Origin of the sequence: Agrobacterium sp. CGMCC 11546 (assembly GCF_013365515.1) — a bacterium.
GTDB lineage: Bacteria > Pseudomonadota > Alphaproteobacteria > Rhizobiales > Rhizobiaceae > Agrobacterium > Agrobacterium fabrum.
Window position 1 is genome coordinate 1636770 of sequence record NZ_CP047387.1, and the last position, 20802, is coordinate 1657571.

General features: G+C 59.2%; 18 protein-coding genes. 8 read left to right on the top strand and 10 right to left on the bottom strand.

The features are described 5' to 3' along the window. The first annotated feature begins 28 nt into the window (after positions 1–28). Positions 29–319 (top strand): hypothetical protein, encoded by a 291-nt coding sequence (locus tag GSF67_RS08275; protein ID WP_006314125.1) that lies wholly within the window; start codon positions 29–31, stop codon positions 317–319. Positions 320–520: 201 nt separating this feature from the next. Here the strand turns inward: GSF67_RS08275 and sufA are convergent, their stop codons facing one another. The 8 genes from sufA to GSF67_RS08315 form a co-directional block, all read right to left on the bottom strand. Then, the gene (gene sufA / locus GSF67_RS08280) at positions 521–910 is read right to left on the bottom strand and encodes a Fe-S cluster assembly scaffold SufA (protein WP_006314124.1); all 390 of its coding nucleotides are present in this window, start codon (positions 908–910) and stop codon (positions 521–523) included. A 112-nt stretch (positions 911–1022) separates the two neighbouring features. After that, positions 1023–1406, bottom strand: a complete 384-nt coding sequence (locus tag GSF67_RS08285) for an SUF system Fe-S cluster assembly protein (RefSeq protein WP_010971890.1) — start codon at positions 1404–1406, stop codon at positions 1023–1025. A gap of 37 nt (positions 1407–1443) precedes the next feature. Next, a complete protein-coding gene (locus GSF67_RS08290) occupies positions 1444–2694 on the bottom strand; it encodes a cysteine desulfurase (RefSeq protein ID WP_006314122.1) in 1251 nt (416 codons plus the stop codon). Further along, positions 2687–3958 carry a Fe-S cluster assembly protein SufD gene (gene sufD, locus GSF67_RS08295; RefSeq protein WP_035215951.1) on the bottom strand — a complete coding sequence of 424 codons (1272 nt, stop codon included), beginning with the start codon at positions 3956–3958 and terminating at the stop codon, positions 2687–2689. Before sufD ends, GSF67_RS08290 begins: the two co-directional genes overlap by 8 nt. Before the next feature lie 24 nt (positions 3959–3982). Further along, complete coding sequence (sufC, locus tag GSF67_RS08300) at positions 3983–4738, bottom strand: Fe-S cluster assembly ATPase SufC (protein WP_003522658.1); 756 nt, start codon at positions 4736–4738, stop codon at positions 3983–3985. 113 nt (positions 4739–4851) lie between these two features. Further along, positions 4852–5322, bottom strand: coding sequence for a hypothetical protein (locus GSF67_RS08305; protein ID WP_006314120.1), 471 nt, complete (start codon positions 5320–5322; stop codon positions 4852–4854). Continuing rightward, positions 5319–6788, bottom strand: coding sequence for a Fe-S cluster assembly protein SufB (sufB, locus tag GSF67_RS08310; RefSeq protein ID WP_003507956.1), 1470 nt, complete (start codon positions 6786–6788; stop codon positions 5319–5321). Before sufB ends, GSF67_RS08305 begins: the two co-directional genes overlap by 4 nt. A 197-nt stretch (positions 6789–6985) precedes the next feature. Further along, positions 6986–8155 carry a cysteine desulfurase family protein gene (locus GSF67_RS08315; RefSeq protein ID WP_035215949.1) on the bottom strand — a complete coding sequence of 390 codons (1170 nt, stop codon included), beginning with the start codon at positions 8153–8155 and terminating at the stop codon, positions 6986–6988. A gap of 211 nt (positions 8156–8366) precedes the next feature. Here GSF67_RS08315 and GSF67_RS08320 point away from each other — a divergent pair, with 211 nt between their 5' ends. Beyond that, positions 8367–9044 (top strand): alpha/beta hydrolase, encoded by a 678-nt coding sequence (locus tag GSF67_RS08320; RefSeq protein WP_003495402.1) that lies wholly within the window; start codon positions 8367–8369, stop codon positions 9042–9044. A 242-nt stretch (positions 9045–9286) separates the two neighbouring features. On the opposite strand, the gene GSF67_RS08325 is transcribed toward GSF67_RS08320, so the two are convergent. Next, a complete protein-coding gene (locus tag GSF67_RS08325; protein ID WP_006314117.1) occupies positions 9287–10408 on the bottom strand; it encodes an anhydro-N-acetylmuramic acid kinase in 1122 nt (373 codons plus the stop codon). A gap of 148 nt (positions 10409–10556) precedes the next feature. Here GSF67_RS08325 and tyrS point away from each other — a divergent pair, with 148 nt between their 5' ends. Further along, a complete protein-coding gene (tyrS, locus tag GSF67_RS08330) occupies positions 10557–11810 on the top strand; it encodes a tyrosine--tRNA ligase (protein WP_006314116.1) in 1254 nt (417 codons plus the stop codon). Between the two features lie 43 nt (positions 11811–11853). On the opposite strand, the gene GSF67_RS08335 is transcribed toward tyrS, so the two are convergent. Beyond that, on the bottom strand, positions 11854–15237 hold the full coding sequence (locus GSF67_RS08335; RefSeq protein WP_006314115.1) for a DUF3971 domain-containing protein: 3384 nt from the start codon (positions 15235–15237) through the stop codon (positions 11854–11856). A 119-nt stretch (positions 15238–15356) separates the two neighbouring features. On the opposite strand from GSF67_RS08335, the gene bcp reads away from it, so the two are divergent. The 5 genes from bcp (at position 15357) to GSF67_RS08360 (ending at position 20236) form a co-directional block, all read left to right on the top strand. Beyond that, positions 15357–15824 carry a thioredoxin-dependent thiol peroxidase gene (bcp, locus tag GSF67_RS08340; RefSeq protein WP_006314114.1) on the top strand — a complete coding sequence of 156 codons (468 nt, stop codon included), beginning with the start codon at positions 15357–15359 and terminating at the stop codon, positions 15822–15824. Positions 15825–15840: 16 nt separating this feature from the next. Further along, on the top strand, positions 15841–16665 hold the full coding sequence (locus GSF67_RS08345; protein ID WP_006314112.1) for a ferritin-like domain-containing protein: 825 nt from the start codon (positions 15841–15843) through the stop codon (positions 16663–16665). An 89-nt stretch (positions 16666–16754) separates the two neighbouring features. Then, positions 16755–18053 (top strand): M23 family metallopeptidase, encoded by a 1299-nt coding sequence (locus GSF67_RS08350; protein WP_006314109.1) that lies wholly within the window; start codon positions 16755–16757, stop codon positions 18051–18053. Positions 18054–18272: 219 nt separating this feature from the next. Further along, positions 18273–19784, top strand: a complete 1512-nt coding sequence (locus tag GSF67_RS08355; protein WP_006314108.1) for a DEAD/DEAH box helicase — start codon at positions 18273–18275, stop codon at positions 19782–19784. An 8-nt stretch (positions 19785–19792) separates the two neighbouring features. Beyond that, positions 19793–20236, top strand: a complete 444-nt coding sequence (locus GSF67_RS08360; protein WP_006314106.1) for an NUDIX domain-containing protein — start codon at positions 19793–19795, stop codon at positions 20234–20236. The last annotated feature ends 566 nt before the right edge of the window (positions 20237–20802 follow it).

Below are 20802 nucleotides of genomic sequence, written 5' to 3' on the forward strand. Positions count from 1 at the left end.
GGTTCACAAATTGCCAGAAGGGGTTTCTATGTTCAAATCGGTATCGGACAGCGCGGCTGCCGCTGACGGCGGTTCACTCGCCCTCTTCGTGGAGCGAATGGATGGGCAGACAGAGCAGTTTGTGATCAATCGCTCTTTAGCGGCGCGCGGGACACCGGCTTACAACAAAATCGTATCGAACCTTCGGCCGCTCTCCGCAGACGATTGCAAGATGATCGCTGCCGCTCTCGAACCGCTATTGACGACGACGCCACCGATTCATCCGCTGGCGGATTTCATCAAAACACTCAAACAGCAGGCGTCGCACCTCGATAGCTGATTTCCGGCGACAGTCAGTTCCGGGAATCGAAATCTGACACCTCTCCTCCGTCATCCTCGGGCTTGTCCCGAGGATCTAATCACGTTGAGTAAAATCAATCAGTTGCGGATCCTCGGGACAAGCCAGAGGACGACGTCGCGTTTGGAGGAGCGCGCATACACAAGAAAAATCTGCTTCGCCGACGCACAGGCGCGTTGACTCTTAAACGCTGGCCTCAGCCTCACGCTGCTTCGCCAGCGCCGCCAGATCGGCAGGCTTCAGTTCGACCGATTCACCACAGCCACAAGCGGATGTCTGGTTCGGATTGTTGAAGGTGAAACCCGAGCGCATCTTGGTCACTTCAAAATCCATCTGGGTGCCCAACAGATAGAGTACGGCGGAGGGCTGAACCCAGACCTTGGCTCCATCGAATTCAACCAGATCGTCCTTCGCATCCGCTTCGGTCACGAGGTCGATGGTATATTCCATGCCCGCGCAGCCGCCTTTCTTGATGCCGACACGCACGCCCTTGGCGTCCGGTCCGGAATTTTCGATGATTGCTTTAACACGCGAGGCGGCAGCCCCGGTCATGGTCATGATCGCAAAGCCCATGGGCTTAATTCTCCTTCGACAATCGAGTTCAAGGCTCGATGCTTATGGAATTCAATTTAAGTGCACCCGACGGTGTCATCAAGAGACGACACCTGTCAAAATCGCTTCAGTCTCAATACCAGCCGACGGCGACCTGCGCCTCTTCCGACATGCGCTCTGGCGTCCATGGCGGATCGAAGGTCATCGACACGTCAACGCCGGAAACACCTTCGACAGCGCCAACCGCATTTTCCACCCAGCCCGGCATTTCACCGGCAACCGGGCAACCGGGCGCTGTCAGCGTCATGACGATCTTGACCATCCGGTCGTCCTCGATATCGATCTTGTAGATCAGGCCGAGTTCGAAAATATCGGCCGGAATTTCCGGGTCGTAGACGGTCTTCAGCGCCGAGATCACGTCGTCGCTGAGACGCGCCAGCTCGTCGGGCGGAATGGAAGACGGCTTTGCCGCTTCTTCCGTTGCATCTTGTGTCTTTGCAGTGGCTTCCGCAGTCATGGTCTGATCCTCAATCCTGATCTCATTCATGCCGATATCAGGCGAAAAATTTGCGCGCATAGTCCAGCGCCTCAACAAGACGATCTACTTCGGCGCGGGTATTGTAAAGGCCGAACGATGCCCGGCATGTGGAGGTGACGCCGAACCGTTTCAAGAGCGGCATGGCACAATGGGTGCCGGCACGCACAGCAACACCGCGCCGGTCTATCACCATCGAAACGTCATGGGCATGGATACCCTCGAGTTCGAAGGAGAAGATACCACCCTTGTCAGGTGCATTGCCGATGATGCGCAGAGAGTTGACCTCGCGCAGTCTTGTCGCAGCATAAGCCGCGAGATCTGCCTCGTGGGCCGCAATCGCGGCACGGCCGAGATTGTCCATATAATCCAGCGCGTAACCGAGGCCGATCGCCTGCACGATGGGCGGGGTGCCGGCTTCGAAACGGTGCGGCGGCTCGTTATAGGTCACATTGTCTTCGGAAACGTCGAGGATCATCTCCCCGCCGCCCTGGAACGGCCGCATCTCGCGCAAGCGGTCAGCCTTGCCGTAGAGCACACCGATGCCCGAGGGACCGTAGAGCTTGTGGCCGGTCATCACATACCAGTCGCAATCGATATCGCGCACATCGACCGGCATGTGAACCGCGCCCTGCGAACCATCGATCAGCACCGGAATGCCGCGCTCATGGGCGATGCGGCAGATTTCCTTGACCGGCAAGATGGTGCCGAGCGCATTCGACATATGGGTGATGGCAACGAGCTTGGTGCGCTCCGTCAGGCTCTTTTCGAAAGCCTCGATGTGGAACGCGCCGTCATCATCAACAGGCACCCAGACCAGCTTTGCGCCCTGCCGTTCGCGGATGAAATGCCATGGCACGATGTTGGAGTGGTGCTCCATGATCGAGATGACGATCTCGTCGCCCTCGCCGATAACAGGCATACCGTAACCGTAAGCGACCGTATTGATCGCCTCGGTGGAGGATTTGGTGAAGACGATCTCGTCCACCGAACCGGCGTTGAGGAAACGGCGCACCTTTTCGCGCGCCGCCTCATAGGCGTCGGTTGCGGCATTGGAGAGGAAATGCAGGCCACGATGCACATTCGCATATTCATTGGAATAAGCATGCGAAACGGCGTCGATCACCACCTGCGGTTTTTGAGCGGACGCGCCATTGTCGAGATAGGTGAGCGGCTTGCCATAGACCTCGCGCGACAGGATCGGGAAATCCTTGCGCACGGCTTCAACGTCATAAGGGGCCGCCACTGCGGCGCGTTCGCTCTCAGGCATGATATTCCAGCCAGCCGGAGATGATGGCCTCCAGCGCCTCTACCAGATTTTCTTCTTCCAGTTCCTCGACGGTCTCGGCGACGAAGGCGTTGACGAGCATCGCCCGCGCCTTGGCCCGCGGCACGCCGCGCGCCATCAGGTAATAGAGATGGTTGTCGTCGATATCAGCAACCGTCGCGCCGTGACCGCACTGAACGTCGTCGGCGAAGATTTCAAGTTCCGGCTTTGCCGAGAACTCGCCATCGTCGGACATCAGCAGCGTATTGCACGCCATCTTCGCATCGGTCTTCTGGGCATCGGGTGCAACCCGGATCATGCCCTGGAAAATGCCCTTGGCACGGTCGAACACAACGTTGCGGAACACTTCCGTCGAGGTCGTGTTTGGCACGTTGTGACCGAGAACCATCGTCACGTCGGTGTGGGTTTCACCGCCCAGCAGGTTGACGCCGCGAACGATGAGGTCAGTGCCCTCGCCTTCCACGTCGATCCGCAGTTCCTGCCGCACCAGCTTGCCGCCGGCATTGATGACGAACAGGCGAACCTTGGCATCCGCGCCGATTTTCATGCGCAGCTGGCCAAGATGGATATCGGCCGCACCCTGGCTCTGCAGGATGATCCAGGTCACTTCCGCGCCGTCTTCAACGACGATGTCGCTGACGGAGGAAACCAGGGCCGCACCCGAAGTCACCGAAAGGTGACGCTCGATAACGGTCGCTTTGGAACCCTTGCCGAAGCGCACCGGGAAGCGGCTGTGAACCTGACCTGCACCATGGATCGCCTGCAATTCGATCGGCTTTTCGATCTCGGCATCGGCAGGAATGTCGAGTGTCAGACCGTCGCGCACGAAGCTGCCGTTGATACGGCCGATCACGTCGTCTTTGCTCGCTTCCGCAAGGCCTGCGGCAGCCGTGCCGTCAAGCAGGCTTTCGGCAAAGCTGGAAACGCTGATGTCTTCGATCTTGCCGATATTGGCCGTGCCGTGCAGCACATAGGCGACGGGCGAGCCGGCGACAAGCGACGCCTGCTTGTCGATAACGGGTGCGGGCTGGTCATCGGGAATGGCGCGCAGCAGCGTTTTAAGATCGGTATAGTGCCATGCCTCGATGCGGCGGGTCGGAAGACCGCCGGTCTTCAGATCGTCGAACAGCACGTCACGGGCGGCGACAACCGCGCCATTGCCCGGCAACTCACTGAACTTGGCCGTATAGGCGTCGATCAGCGCGGTTTCGGCTGGCGTCAGCCGGTTGGTCGTTTGAATGTTCATGGACATCACCTCCTGGCCTCTGGCTTAGGCCGCTTCACCGATGATGTCGGCGTAACCATTGTTTTCCAGCTCCAGCGCCAGGGCCTTGTCACCCGAGCGGATGATCTTGCCCTTGTAGAGAACGTGAACGCTGTCAGGCACGATGTAATCGAGCAGGCGCTGGTAGTGGGTGATGACGACTGTGGCACGATCCGGCGACTTCAGCGCATTGACGCCATCAGCCACGATCTTCAGGGCGTCGATGTCGAGGCCGCTATCGGTTTCGTCGAGAACGCAGAGTTTTGGCTCCAAGAGCGCCATCTGCAGGATTTCGGCGCGCTTTTTCTCACCGCCGGAAAAACCGACGTTCAGCGGACGCTTCAGCATCTCCATGTCGATCTTCAGATCACCGGCCGCTTCCTTGACGCGGCGGATGAAGTCCGGCGTGGTCAGCTCGGACTCACCGCGCGCCTTGCGCTGCTCGTTCATCGCAACCTTCAGGAACTGCATGGTGGCGACGCCCGGAATTTCGACCGGATACTGGAAGGCCAGGAAAATGCCCTTTGCTGCGCGCTCGGCGGCGTCCAGCTCCAGAATGCTTTCGCCGTTATAAAGAATGTCACCGGAGGTGACTTCATAATCTTCACGGCCCGACAGGATGTAGGACAGCGTCGACTTGCCGGAGCCGTTCGGTCCCATGATGGCGGCGACTTCACCAGCGGCAACCTTCAGGTTGAGGCCCTTGATGATCTCGGTTTCGGTATCGGCGATCTTTGCGTGTAGGTCGATGATTTCAAGCATGGTATGGTTCCTGTTCATGGTGCGGTTTCAAGGACCGCCTCGTAGACCCCATTAGGGACTTGTCTCAATTTTCTCATCCGTCATCCTCGGGCTTGTCCCGAGGATCTAATCCGTCAATTCCAATCACTCATCGCATCTGCGAATTCGTCAGGCAACTTCCAGTAAGCGCAGCCATCCAGCGTATAGAAACTGACATCCAGTTCCGCGACTTTAAGGACCGACAATTCGATTTCAAACGAATCTTGCGGCCCCAAACCATAGACGACAGCCATCATCGACAGCGGCTTGAGCAATTCGGAACTGAATGAAGTGCTATAAGCGACAATATCTCGCTTTTTAAGATCGCCTTTGATTGCCTTCACAAATTCAAGTTCCGCCCGGATCATCCGGGGATTTATTCCCTGAGAATCCATAATTCCCGAATCCCCGATCGTCAGTGATCTGACGCGCGCCTCCACGACGATCTCCGCCGACTTCAAGCGCTCATCCTGACTAGGGCACGGCTGCATAGCCGCCGCTGACCCCAAGGAGGCTAACAACAGCAGAAACGCCAACGCCGTTTTCACTGCGATGGCGTGTCTCACCCCACAGACCCTTCCAGCGAAATGCCGATCAGCTTCTGCGCTTCAACCGCAAACTCCATGGGCAGCTGCTGGATGACATCCTTTACGAAGCCGTTGACGATCAGGGCGATGGCCGACTCCTCGGGAATGCCGCGCTGCAGGCAGTAGAACAGCTGGTCTTCGGAAATCTTCGACGTGGTCGCCTCGTGCTCGAAATGAGCAGACGAGTTCTTCGCCTCGATATAGGGCACGGTATGCGCGCCGCACTTGTCGCCGATCAGCAGACTGTCGCACTGCGTGAAGTTACGCGTGTTGGTCGCCTTGCGGTGGGCCGAGACCTGGCCGCGATAGACGTTTTCCGAGAAACCGGCAGCGATGCCCTTGGCGATGATGCGGCTCGAGGTGTTCTTGCCGAGATGGATCATCTTGGTGCCACTGTCGATCTGCTGATGGCCGTTGGAAACCGCGATCGAATAGAATTCGCCACGGCTGTCATCGCCGCGCAGAATGCAGGACGGATATTTCCAGGTGATGGCCGAACCGGTTTCCACCTGCGTCCACGAAATCTTCGAACGGTTGCCGCGGCAATCGCCGCGCTTGGTCACGAAGTTGTAGATGCCGCCCTTGCCGTCCTTGTCGCCCGGATACCAGTTCTGGACGGTGGAATATTTGATTTCGGCATCGTCAAGCGCCACAAGTTCGACAACGGCGGCGTGAAGCTGGTTCTCGTCGCGCTGCGGCGCCGTGCAGCCTTCCAGATAGGAGACGTAAGCGCCTTCTTCGGCAATGATCAGCGTGCGCTCGAACTGGCCGGTGTTCTTTTCGTTGATACGGAAATAGGTGGAAAGCTCCATCGGGCAACGAACGCCCTTCGGCACGAACACGAAGGAACCGTCCGTAAAGACAGCTGAGTTCAGCGTCGCGTAGAAATTGTCCGTCTGCGGCACGACCGAGCCCAGATATTTCTTCACCAGATCGGGATATTCGCGCACGGCTTCGGAGATCGACATGAAGATCACGCCGGCCTTCGCCAGTTCCGCCTTGAAGGTGGTGACAACGGAGACGCTGTCGAACACCGCATCCACGGCCACACGACGGTTTTCGACGCCGGCCAGAATTTCCTGTTCCTTCAGCGGAATGCCGAGCTTCTCGTAAACCTTCAAGAGCTCCGGATCGACCTCGTCCAGCGACTTCGGGCCGGGCGTGCTTTTCGGTGCGGCATAATAATAGAGATCGTTGAAATCGATCTTGGGATAGCTGACGCGCGCCCATGTCGGCTCTTCCATCGTCAGCCAGCGCTTGTAAGCCTCAAGACGCCATTCCAGCATCCATTCCGGCTCCTGCTTCTTGGCCGAGATGAAGCGGATCACCTCTTCCGAAAGGCCCTTCGGGGCCTTGTCGACTTCGATTTCGGTTTCGAAGCCGTATTTATACTGGTCCACATCGATCTGGCGAACCTGATCGATCGTTTCCTGAACCGCTGCCATGTCGTTCTCCAATCTCGCCGGAGCCAAGGTCCGGTGGCTTGTCAACGTATCAAGGCGGAAAGCCGCCTTATCCATCTTCGGGCAAATATCCGGCCCGTATAAACGGGGCGGAGCTTATACCCATGTAAGTGCGGGATGGCGCTTTTCACACATCCCGGCAAGCGGAAAATTGCTATTCCGCAATTCTTTGCCGCATTTTACGCGGCCTGACCGGAAAGCTTGCGCCGCCCGGCAATTTTCGTGAACGCCACAAGCGTCCTGTCTATATCCGCCTCGTCAGTCGCGTGACCGAGGGAAATCCTGAGCGCGCCCAGCTTGGGATCGTGCCCCATCGCCGTCAGCACATGGCTTTCGCCCACCTTGCCGGAGGAGCAGGCCGAACCGGCCGAGAGTGCAATGCCTTCTATGTCGAAGGCGATCTGTCCCGTTTCCGCTTTCAGGCCCGGCAGGGTGAAAAAGGTCGTATTGCCCACACGGGCCACATCCGCGCCATGGATGATGACATCAGGCGCATTCACCCGCATGCCGTCCTCCAGCTTCGCCCGCAGCGCGCCAAGACGCGCCGCTTCACCCGCCAGGTACTCGGCCGCCACGGCAGCGGCGGCACCAAAACCGATGGCCGACAGGGTATTTTCCGTGCCGGAACGATGTCCCTTTTCCTGCCCGCCGCCATGGATCAGCGGCTTCGGCATCATCACCTCGCCGCGCGAGATGAGAGCGCCGGCACCCTTGGGGCCGCCGAGCTTGTGGGACGAGAGGACGAGGAAATCCGCATCGAGATCATTGATATCGAGCGGAATGCGGCCCGCCGCCTGCACGGCATCGACAACCATCAAGCCGCCGGCCGCGTGCACAAGCCGCGCGGCTTCCGCCACCGGCTGGAGAATGCCGGTCTCGTTATTGACCAGCATGCAGGCAACCATCGGCAAGCCAGCGGATTTGTCATGCGACGACAGCAGCGTCTCAAGGGCAGCCAGATCAATGACACCCGCTGACGTAACGGGAACTTCCGTAACGTCATCCTTCTCAAAGCGGCCGCCTTCGCGAAACGCGGGGTGCTCGATGGCGGACACGTAAAGCCGGCCATAGCGCACAGGCGCGCGTCCCATTTTGAATTCCGGCGTTAGCACCAGATTGGCAGCTTCGGTCGCCCCGCTGGTGAAGGTGACATGGGATGCCTGCGCGCCGGCAAGGGCGGCAACGTCACGGCGGGCAGCCTCCACGGCGGCGCGGGCAGCGCGCCCTTCCCGGTGGACGGAAGACGGATTGCCGGCAAGATCAAGCGCGGACACAAGGATGTCCCGCACGGCAGGCAGAAGCGGCGCCGTGGCGTTCCAGTCCATATATGTACGCGTTAAACCCGTCATAGCGGAAAAGCTTCGCTCAATCTTATATGCGCCAAAACGCATTTTTCTTGAAATTACAGTTGCGCTTGCCTTATGACACGACCCGAGTGCTTGAGCACACGCAAAGTTTCGAATTATTCTAAACTGCGTTCTAGAAAAGATGACACAGTTCGTCAAGTCTTCTCATCGGAAGAATGCGGTTCGGGAATGAAAAAACACGACCGGAGTACCAATGCCCGAAGTCATTTTTAACGGCCCTGCGGGTCGCCTCGAAGGCCGTTATCAACCCTCCAAGGAAAAGAGCGCGCCGATAGCGATCATCCTTCATCCGCACCCGCAGTTTGGCGGGACGATGAACAACCAGATCGTCTACCAGCTCTTCTATCTTTTCCAGAAGCGTGGTTTCACGACGCTCCGGTTCAACTTCCGCTCCATCGGCCGTAGCCAGGGCGAGTTCGACCATGGCGCCGGCGAGCTTTCCGACGCTGCTTCCGCTCTCGACTGGGTTCAGAGCCTGCATCCCGATTCGAAAAGCTGCTGGGTCGCCGGTTATTCCTTCGGCGCCTGGATCGGCATGCAGCTGCTGATGCGCCGCCCGGAAATCGAAGGTTTCATGTCGATTGCGCCGCAGCCCAATACCTACGACTTCTCCTTCCTGGCCCCCTGCCCGTCTTCCGGCCTCATCATCAACGGCGATGCCGACAAGGTTGCGCCTGAGAAGGACGTGAATGGTCTGGTCGAAAAGCTGAAGACCCAGAAGGGCATCCTCATCACCCACCGCACCCTTCCCGGCGCCAACCACTTCTTCAACGGCAAGGTGGATGAGTTGATGGGCGAATGCGAGGACTATCTTGATCGTCGCCTGAATGGTGAGCTTGTGCCGGAACCGGCAGCGAAGCGCATTCGGTGATTGGCCGCCCGCTATCTGGGCAGGCTTGATATCCCCAACATGATCGCCGGCGGGCTTGGCTCACCCCCCTCTGCCCTGCCGGGCATCTCCCCCACAGGTGGGGAGATCGAATCGTGGCGACCTTCCGGCCATATTCAACGGTAGAATTTCAGGCGGGGAGCAGGCATCTTGCCGATCTCCCTCCTTGTGGGGGAGATGCCCGGCAGGGCAGAGGGGGGTAAGCCACACTCACCGTCCTCAAATTACACCCGAGCCAAAACCCCACCCGTCACCGGCTCCGTCACCCCCGTCGTCCCGGGATAAGTCAGCGGCAGCCCCTTCAGCGAGCGCACGGCGAGATAAGCCCAGGCCTCCGCCTCCATCGCCCCGCCATCGAATCCCGCCTCCTCCGCCGCAATCACCCGCGCACCCGACTTTGCTGCAAGCTCGGCAAATTCCGCCATGACAACAGGATTGAGCCGCCCGCCGCCGCAGACCACATAGGTCTTCGCCGCTTCCGGCAGATAGCCGGCCGATTTGAGGATCGCCGCCCCCGTCAGATGCGAGAGCGTCCGCGCCCCATCCGCCAGCGATACCTCACCCTTTTGCGGCGGCACGAAATCGCTGCGGTCGAGGGAGCGGCGGATATTGGCCGAGAAGAACGGGCTTTCCATATAACGCGCCACCAGCGAGGCAACGACGCTGCCGCCTGCCGCCGTCCTGCCGCCCTTGTCGAAGGCCTTGCCCGTATGCGCCTCGATCCACTGGTCGATCAGCATATTGCCGGGACCACTGTCGAAAGCCGCAAGCCGGCCACCCTCGCCGATATAGGTCAGGTTGGAGATGCCGCCGATATTGACGAAGACGGCGGGCGTTTCGAACCCATCCGGCAGATTGGCTGACAGTGCCATGTGATAGGCGGGAATGAGCGGCGCACCCTGCCCTCCATGCACCATGTCGTTCGCGCGCATATCGTAAACCACATCGATACCGGTTTCCTCGGCCAGAAGCGCGCCGTCACCGATCTGCACGGTCAATGCCTCATCCGGCCGGTGCAGCACGGTCTGTCCATGAAAACCGATCACATCGATATCACCGACGTCAAACCGGTGCCGGTGCAGGAAGGATTTGACCGCAGCCGCGTGGGCAAGCGTCAGCTTGCGTTCGGCCTCCCCCAGATCGCCCGGACGCTCCCGCCGTTCGCGAATGGTTTTGGCTGTCGTGAGTGCCTTCTGCCAGATGGCCCGCAGACCCGGATCATAGGGAAAATAACCGCTCGGCCCGTGCCGGACCACGCTCTCGCCATCCGTGCGCAACACCGCGATATCGATGCCGTCCATCGATGTGCCGCTCATCAGCCCGATTGCCGTTTTGACCTCGCCCACGCGCCGCTCCCTTGCAATATCGAATCATGATGACGTGAATCCCGATATTCATGGCCGAAACGGGTGCACATTTCAAAAAACAATGATAAAGCCCCGGCGTTCATTGGCTTTCAATGACGGAAAAGATCAAACCAGAAAGTAAAAGGTTATGTCCAGGTTCAAGTCCGATTTCCTCCGCACGCTCGATGAGCGCGGCTTCATTCACCAGATCTCCGATGAGGCAGGTCTCGACGAACTGTTCGCCAAGGAAACCGTGACCGCCTATATCGGCTATGACCCGACGGCCTCCAGCCTGCATGTCGGCCACCTCACCCAGATCATGATGCTGCACTGGATGCAGAAGACCGGCCACCAGCCGATTTCTCTGATGGGCGGCGGCACCGGCATGGTCGGCGATCCCTCTTTCAAGGAGGAGGCCCGCAAGCTGATGACGATCGACATGATCGAGGACAATATCACCTCGCTCAAGCACGTCTTTGCGAATTACCTCGATTACGATCGTGCCGAGAACCCGGCATTGATGATCAACAATGCCGACTGGCTGCGTGGTCTGAACTATCTCGAATTCCTGCGCGATGTCGGCCGCCACTTCTCGGTCAACCGCATGCTGTCCTTCGACAGCGTGAAGACGCGCCTTGACCGCGAGCAGTCGCTATCCTTCCTCGAATTCAACTACATGATCCTGCAGGCCTACGATTTCGTGGAGCTGAACCAGCGCACGGGCTGCCGGCTGCAGATGGGCGGTTCGGACCAGTGGGGCAACATCATCAACGGCATCGACCTTGGTCACCGCATGGGGACACCGCAGCTTTACGCGCTGACCTCGCCGCTTCTGACCACCTCTTCCGGCGCGAAGATGGGCAAGTCCGCATCTGGCGCGGTGTGGCTGAACAAGGACCTGCTGCCGGTCTATGATTTCTGGCAATACTGGCGCAACACGGAAGATGCGGACGTGGTTCGCTTCGCGAAACTCTTCACCACCCTGCCGATGGATGAGATCTCCCGCATTGCCACGCTTGGCGGATCTGAGATCAACGAAGCGAAGAAAATCCTCGCAACGGAAGTGACGGCGATCCTGCATGGTCGCGCTGCGGCGGAAGAAGCCGCCGAAACGGCGCGCAAGACCTTCGAGGAAGGCGCGCTTGCCGAAAACCTGCCCTCCATCGAGGTTCCGACATCCGAACTCGATGCCGGCGTCGGCGTCCTGTCGCTCATCGTCCGCGCCGGCCTTGCGAGCTCGAATGGCGAAGCCCGCCGCCATGTTCAGGGCGGCGCGGTGAAGATCAACGATCAGGGCGTTTCAGACGAGCGCCAGATGATCGGCACCGGCGAAGTGACCGGTGACGGCGTCATCAAGCTGTCGGTCGGCAAGAAGAAGCACGTTCTGGTTCGCCCGGCGTAAACCAGCGCCAAACCTGCATCGAGGGCCGCGAAAGCGGCCCTTTTTATTGGAACTCGAAAATCTGCCGGAAGACACCCGGCGCAATCAGCGACAGCGGGTTGATCGTCAGCTTCGGCTGGTCTGTCTGGCCCGATAGTTTGAAGGTGATGCCGAGCAGGCCGCGGTCACGGCCGTTGCCAAGGAAGATACCGATGAAAGGCAACTCGCCGAACAGCCGGTTCAGCCCGTAAGCAGGCATGAAGGTGCCGGTCATCTCCATGCGGCCGCTCTGGTCCTTTAGCAGTCCCTGGAATGTCGCGCCGATCTGTTCACCGCGCACCACACCGTTTTCAACTGCCACCGAACCATTGACGTAAACCACCCGGGCAAAACCACGCTGGAATTTTTCCGAGCTGACATCGATATTGCGGCGCACCGCATTATTGAGGCTTCTGCCGTCCTCGCCCGTCGGCGTGGCGACGATATCCTGCAGCTTGGCCTCGTTGACGACGGCGAAATTGCGCAGGTCGAGCGAGCCGCTCCAGTCGCTGCCATTGGAGGTCGTGAGCGCCAGATTGAGAAGGCCGCCGCGAATACGGCTATAGATATTGGCGAAACGGGCAAGAGAACCCGCATCGCTGCTGGTCAGCGTGACGGTTCCAGTCGCGCCGCGATTGACGGTCTGCGCAACCACCGCCTGGCCATTGCCGGTGACGCCGCGCACGTCGATCGAGCGCACCTTGCCATCCCGCACGCTGACATCGGCATTGACGTTGGCAAGCACCTCGTCGTTGAAACCATAGACTTTGTCGAACTGCGCCTTGACGGAAAGCGTGGGCTGCGAGCGGGATGCCCCGTCACCACCACTCGAGGGGCTGCGCAGCTTCGAGATGAAGGGCCGCAGATCGGCGGATTTACCCGACGCATTGACGATATAGCCGTTCTTGGACGCAGCGACCGAAATGGCATAATTGTCGGCTGGCGAGAGTTTCACTCGGCTGAGATCGGCGGAAATCAGGCCGTTCTTGCTGAAGGTGATATCACCGGCGGCACCGAAACCGTCGCCGTCGAGGGAGAAATCGCTGACCGTCGTGCGGCCATCCGCCGCTTGCATGGTGAAGGCGGCTTTGGCGGGAATGCCGATGCCCTTGCTCCAGCCTAGCCCGGGCAGGATGATCGATGCCCTGGTGAGATCGAGCTTGATGTCCTGGCTTTTCGGGTCGGCGCCGTCGATTTCGATCGCCGTCGTGCCGCCGAGGACGCTGGAGAGTTCAGGCGCGAGCTTGGCGACCTGCGTCTCGTTCAAGGTTGCCTTCAGAGACAAAGTGGGAGCGACGTTGCTGTTTTTACGCACCGGCTCCGTCATCACGATGTCCATCGGCACGTCGTCCACCCGGCCCTTGCCCTCCAGTTTCAACTGGTGGTCGTTCAGCGACATGAAACCGTCAAGCGCAGTCACCTTGTGGCCGGCAAAAGGTTTGGTCAGCGCCAGGTTCTTCAAGTCGAGATCGGCCGTCCACACCGGCGGCGGCGGGTTCTGGCTGGAGAGCATGCCAACCGTCAGCTTCGCATTGGCCTTCACGTCGCCGGTGAAATCCTCCGGCTTGAACTGCGTATCCTTGAGCGCATTGATAGGTTTGAGCGTCGCAAGCTCCGCCACGGCATCGGCGGCACCGGACACGTTAAGCTCGAGATTTCCGAGCAACGGCTTCTCATACACATCTGAAATGAGAAAGCGGCTGTTCTCCAGCGAAAGCGTCCGGTTGGACGGGAAATAGGATGTGCCCTCCTTGATATCGACGGCCATCTTGCCGCCGACGAGGTCGAAATGCGCATCGACGTCACGAAGCGGCGGAATGTCGCCTGTCGTATTGAGGCGCGTCTCGTCAATGTCGAAGCGGATCTGCATTTCGCTTTCGCCAAGCACCAGCGGGCAGCCCGGACCGCACATCCGTCCCTGCGGAATGAAGATCGCGATTGACCCGTTGGTGACGGTGCCGCCGTAGAGATTGGAGACTACCCAGTCACGCGGTTTGTGCGCCATCCAGAACGGCCAGAGCTGCTTGACGGCCGTTGCCTCCATCTTCGGAATCTGGCCACCGAAGCTGATTTCCGGCGAACCCTCGCCAAACCGGATTTTCAGCGAGCCCGCCATGTCTCCGAGCGGGCCGCTGACATAAAGCGAGGGAACGTCGAGCTGCTTTGTGGCCGTCGCAAAATGCCCGTCCGCTTTCAGGTTGAAGGAAACAGGCGCCTCACCGGAGGCTTCTGAGGAAGCAACTCCATTGTCTACTCTCAGCGAAAGGCCGAATCCCTCTTCCGTATCGCTGATTTCGCCGTTGACGGGAATGATCGTCCGCCCCAGCTCCACCTGCGAATTGTCGATGACCACGCTGTTTTTTGCAAAATCATAACGCGCATGCACGGTGCCAGTCGTGAAGGGCTGCGCCTCGCCGCCAATCATCAGCGTTCCATTGCCGAGACCGACCGAAACCTCCAGCCGCGGCTCTTGCGCTACCATCGCGCGCCGGGCAACAATATTCACACCGGTCTTGACGTTCAGGCCTTCATGAAGATTTCCGTCTGGATCGAATTTTTCGAGGAACGGGCCAATGTCGAAACCATCGATGCGGGCGTCAAAACCGTCGATCACACCGCCTGCGCCGGAGGTTCTGAGCGACACGCTGGCGATTTCCCCGTTGAACAGGGTTTCTCCATCGAGCGTATATCCGCCCTGCTGATCCGGTGTCAGCGACAGTTCCCGCACTTCGATGGTGCGCGGCTTGCCCTGTTCGCTGGGCGGCAGGTGAACCGAAACGCTGGAAATATCGATTTCTTCGGTGCCGCTGCTCAGAAAAGCCTGCGCAAGCTTGTCGAGTTGCCCGAAGGCCGCCTGCAATTGCTGCGGCACGGCGTCGAGCTTGATGCTGGCGAGATCGAAACCGTTGCCCTTTGGCAAAAGCGCCGTATCGAGTTCCATGCCGTCGGCTTCGAGGCTCTGCACCGACACATGGCCGGCCAGAAGCGCAAGCGGATCGAGCGCCATGCCGATTGCCCGCGCCCGGCTCAGATGCTGGCCGGATTCCTTCTCGACGATATCCACATCCTCGGCCACCAGCGCCAGCCGCAGCCCGGTGGAAAACCGGATCGCCGAGGAGCCGATCCGCGCGCTGTAATGGGGTCCGAGTGCCTTTTCCAGCGCCTGCTGCGCCTGGCTCGAAAGCGTCTTGTCGATGGAGCCGGTCTCGACCGACACGATGATGCCGCCGATGGACAGGAAGGCCAGCACGAAAAGGGCCGCAAAAATCTTGCAGAAAGCGCGCGCCATCGAGCGCGGCGGCGGGCAATGCACGATGATCGGGTCTTCGGCCTGAGCCGAAGGAAGCTCGTGCAGCGCAACCATATCGCGCTTGCCGAAACTAACCTTTTCACCCCTTATTTCAGCCATACGCCCGTGTTTGCCTCTAAGTAGCTTTTGTTTCGCCGCAACACTGGACGACGCGCGGTTTCGCTATATATCGAATGTGGCGACTTTCCCTCAACATCCCGGCGAAAGAAAGGTAGATTATGACTGACCTGACGATTGGCAGCCCCGCCCCCGACTTCACCTTGCCCCGTAACGGTGAAGGGACGGTGACATTGTCGAAACTGCAAGGCAAGGCCGTCATCCTCTATTTCTACCCGAAGGACGATACATCGGGCTGCACCGCCGAAGCGATCGATTTTAGCGCGCTCGGCGGACAATTCGAGGCCGCCAATGCCGTCGTCATCGGAATTTCACCCGACAGCGTCAAAAGCCACGGCAAGTTTGCGGCAAAACATTCCCTTTCCGTCATGCTCGCTTCCGACGAGGAGAGGCAGGTTGTGGAGGACTATGGCGTCTGGAAGGAAAAAAGCATGTACGGGAAAAAATACATGGGCGTCGAACGCACGACGGTCCTCATTGACCCGGATGGCAAGATCGCCGAAATCTGGAACAAGGTGAAGGTTGCGGGTCACGCACAGGCCGTTCTCGAGGCCGCCCAAAAGCTCTGAGGGCCATTCAGCCTTGATGCCTCCGGCCAAAATCATGTCCCTGCGCGGCGGCGCCACGGAAGCGATCGTCAGCGCCGATCTCGACCGAAAGACCGAACTCGCGCAGGAGACCGCAACACGCTGGTTCGAACGCCGGCTGTCGTTGCGCTCGCCGCTCGATCCGCCCCTGCCCGAGCGACCGGGCAGGCCGGAGAAACCGGAACTCGTTCCGCCGACCGAGGTGGAGCGGCGTTCGCTGCACAGCGTCAAGGGCCGCATCGCCCTCTTGCACGCCATCGCCCATATCGAACTCAACGCCGTCGATCTCGCGCTCGATATCGTCGCCCGTTATGCGAGCGAACCGGTGCCCCATTCCTTTTTCGATGGCTGGATGCAGGTCGCCTTCGAGGAAGCAAAGCACTTCCGGCTGGTGCGGGACCGGCTGAGAAGCCTCGGGGCTGACTATGGCGACCTGCCCGCCCATGACGGGCTGTGGCAGGCTGCACACTCCACCCGCAACGATCTGACCGCGCGGCTCGCCGTCGTCCCGCTTATCCTGGAGGCGCGCGGGCTGGACGTCACTCCTTCCCTGCAGGTCAGGATGCGCGAGACCGGCGATCTCGAAAGCGCTGCGGTTCTCGACGTCATATATAATGACGAAAAGGGTCATGTCGCCATCGGCGCCAAATGGTTCCGGTTTCTCTGCGCGCGTGAGAAGAAGGATCCGGCCGCAACCTTCAGACAGCTGGTGCGCGCCAATTTCCGTGGCCCGCTGAAACCTCCCTTCAACGATCTCGCCCGCGCCGAAGCCGGCCTGACACCCTCCTTTTACCGGTCACTCACATCCATCAGCCATAGCTAACGCCCAACGATACGCATCTCCGGCAAAACTTCGTTAACCTTAACGAATTATGATTTCGGTTAAGAAATCGGCCAGTCCGGAGAGAGATTGTGACTGATACGGCGGAAAATCGGGTATTCGGCAAGAAACGCGAGCCACATGTGCTCATTCTCGCGCGCGGCGAAAACGTGCGGCACATGACCATCCGGCCCTGGATGGCGGTGCTTGCCGGCTGCACGATCGGCCTGTTTTCGCTCGGTTATCTCGGTGCTACCGGCTACCTCATCTTGCGCGACGATCTGATCGGCGCGACCATGGCGCGCCAGACGCGCATGCAGAACGACTATGAAGACCGCATCGCGGCGCTGAGAGCCCAGGTGGACCGCGTCACCTCCCGGCAATTGCTCGATCAGCAGGTCGTTGAAAAGAAAGTGGAAAAACTGCTGGAACAGCAGGCTGCGCTGACCTCGCGCCACGGGCGCATGAGCGAGCTTCTGGAGCGTGCTGAAAACTCCGGCATCGCAGCCACCGCCCCGGCCGCGCCCTCCTCCCTCTCGAATGCCATGGTTCCGGAAAAACGCGCCGACCTCTCCGGCGGCCTTTCCGCCATCGAAAAGCTGATGGCGCCGAAACCGCAGGCGGAAAAAGCCGCCGCAGCCGACAGACGGGCCGCCTATGCGCCTGAATCCGGCGAAACACCTTCCGACCGGGCAGACCGGGTTTTCTCCAAGGTCACGCTGTCACTGAAGGATATCGAACGCCAGCAGATATCGCGCATCGCCAGGCTGACCAGCGACGCCGAGGACAAGGCAAGCGCCATGCAGGACATCATCCGGCAGGCGGGCCTGAAGATCGAAGAAAACGGCACCGACGATGTCGGCGGTCCCTATGCCGCGCCTTTGGGCGGTGAGACCGACCCGTTCAACCTGTCGCTCACCAGTCTCGACAATGCGCTGAACCGGCTTGATGTCGTCAAGGAAAGTGCGACTGCCCTGCCCTTCGGCAACCCTGCCCCCGGCCGGGCGATCACCAGCCGATTCGGCAACCGGATGGATCCGTTTCTCGGACGTCCCGCTTTGCATACCGGCATCGATTTTCGCGCTGAAACCGGTGCGGACGTCAAATCCACCGGCGCCGGCAAGGTGACGGTGGCGGAAAACTCCGGCGGTTACGGCAATATGGTCGAGATCGATCACGGCCAGGGCGTCTCCACCCGATTCGGTCACCTCTCCGCCATCCTCGTCCGGGCTGGCGACCGGGTGGAAGCCGGCGACGTCATCGGCCGCGCCGGCAGCACCGGCCGCTCCACCGGCCCGCATGTGCATTACGAAGTGCGGCGCAACGATACACCGGTCGATCCCATGCGATACCTGATCGCCGGGGCGGAGCTGAAAACCTATCTGAAATAGCAGGCTGATTTTAACCCTTCTTTTGCTCTTTTAACGATAAATCACACAAATTCACGGTGAGGGCTCAAAAGCCCCGCCCGAAGCATCACGTTTCGCGCGCTTTTCCCGTTGTTTCCTTGACTTTCCGGCAATTTGGGCCTATCCCCGCGCCAAGTCTTTGCAAGTGCCGCAGCGGCACGCAGGTATTCTTACCGAACCAGAACGGAAAAAGTTCTTCCTTTGACAACATTCTCTGATCTTGGCCTGAGCCAAAAAGTTCTTTCCGCTATTGCAGATGCCGGCTACACGACGCCGACACCCATTCAGGCCGGCGCCATTCCGCCCGCGCTGGAAAAGCGTGATATCTGCGGTATCGCACAGACCGGCACGGGCAAAACCGCGTCCTTCGTTCTGCCGATGCTGACGCTGCTCGAAAAGGGCCGCGCACGCGCCAGAATGCCGCGCACGCTGATCCTGGAGCCGACTCGCGAGCTTGCGGCGCAGGTGGCGGAGAACTTCGAAAAATACGGCAAGAATCACAAGCTGAACGTTGCCCTGCTCATCGGTGGTGTTTCCTTCGAAGACCAGGATCGCAAGCTCGAGCGTGGCGCCGATGTGCTGATCTGCACCCCCGGCCGCCTTCTCGACCATTGCGAGCGTGGCAAGCTGCTGATGACCGGCGTGGAAATTCTCGTCATCGACGAAGCCGACCGCATGCTCGACATGGGCTTCATCCCCGATATCGAGCGTATCGCCAAAATGATCCCCTTTACCCGGCAGACGCTGTTCTTCTCGGCCACCATGCCGCCGGAAATCCAGAAACTGGCTGACCGGTTCCTGCAGAACCCGACGCGGATCGAGGTCGCCAAGCCCTCCTCTACGGCAAAGACGGTCACGCAGCGTATCGTCGCGGCGCACAATAAGGACTATGAAAAGCGCGCCGTGCTGCGCGATCTGGTCCGTGCCGAAGAAGCGGAACTCAAGAACGCCATCATCTTCTGCAACCGCAAGAAGGATGTCGCCGATCTGTTCCGTTCGCTGGATCGTCACGGCTTTTCCGTTGGCGCACTGCATGGTGACATGGATCAGCGCTCGCGCACGACGATGCTGCAGAACTTCCGGGATGGACAGCTGACGCTGCTGGTCGCTTCCGACGTTGCAGCCCGCGGGCTTGATATCCCTGATGTCAGCCACGTCTTCAACTTCGATGTTCCCATCCATGCCGAAGACTATGTCCATCGCATCGGCCGCACCGGTCGTGCCGGCCGTTCGGGCAAGGCCTTCACTCTCGTCACCAAGAGCGACGCGAAATATCTCGACGCGATTGAAAAGCTGATTGCCGAAAAGATCGAATGGCTGAGCGGCGATCTGTCCTCCCTCCCCGCGCCCATGGAAAGCTTTGAAAGCAATTCCGGCCGCCGGGGCACCAAGGAACGTAGCGGCAGAGGCCGCGACAGAAACCGTCGCGATGCACCTGCATCGCCGGTGGAAAACATCAATCAGGACGCACAATCCGTAGTGGATACGGACATCGCGGCTCACGGAGAAGACAAGGTGAAGGCAGAACGCAGACCGGAAAAGACCCCGCGCAATTCCGAGCGCAACAGCCGCAACCTGAACTCGCTGCACGCCAACGACGACAACCGCGACCGTCGCCGTCATTATCGTGACCATGACGATGGCCCGACACCGGTTGGTTTCGGCGACGACATTCCCGCCTTCATGCTGATCGTGGCCAACGCCAAGGCCTGATCAGCGCCATGGACAACATGACATCGACCTTCAAGCCTGGCCTCGATTTTCCGGGCGTTGGCGTGGGCCTTGTCATATTGCGCGAAGACCGCCTGCTTTTGTGCCGACGCCTGAAAGCGCCGGAAGCCGGATACTGGAGCATTCCGGGCGGCAAGGTGGATCACCTCGAGACTTGCCTCGCCGCAGCGCGGCGGGAGGCCGAAGAAGAAACCGGCCTTCAGATCGGCGCTGTTGAATTTCTCTGCCACAGCGAATTTATCGATCCGCAAGACCGCCACCACTGGGTCTCGCTGATCTTCGTCACCCGCGATACGCAGGGTGAACCGACACTGACCGAACCGGACAAGCTTTCCGCCATTGGCTGGTTCGATCCGGATAAGCTTCCCGAGCCCCTCTCCGCCTTTGCAAAAGATGCCCTGGCCGCCCTGAAACAATACCGCACGGGAAACTGAGCCGACCCGCCTGCGGGCGACGGGCGCATTCAAAACACGTTTTCAAACAGCTGCGTGGATTACGTGCCGGAGCCGGCTTCACCCTCTCCGCGCTATATCTTTTCTGTAAAAACAGGAATGAAAGAACGCCTTTGCGTGAGGCATTTCAAATTCAATTTTAAATTGCTTAAATTAGCATCATGTAAAAAACCGCTCCAGTTTCCCGAAGCGGTTTGTGCGTAATGAAAAAGATAGAATATGGAATGCAATATAGTCTGGCAGTGCTTATAATCGGAACACTTCCGAGGCCTAATATGGCCAATTTCAGTCGTCCCCTGAAACAATGTTATCTAAGCTAAACATTTAGTTTCCGTCAAGCAATTCTTCTCGCAAATGCGAAAAAACCGCGGACAGAAACCTGCCCACGACATGAAGCTTTATGTATTTCGAATATATATCAGTGAGTTATGGAAATGGGGATAAATTGTGCATTTTTGTTTGCTGCACTCTGTGAGGCACAATGAATAACGCACACCTTCCAAATTGCATCTCTACTCCACAAATATAATAGTTTTATAAAGCAATAC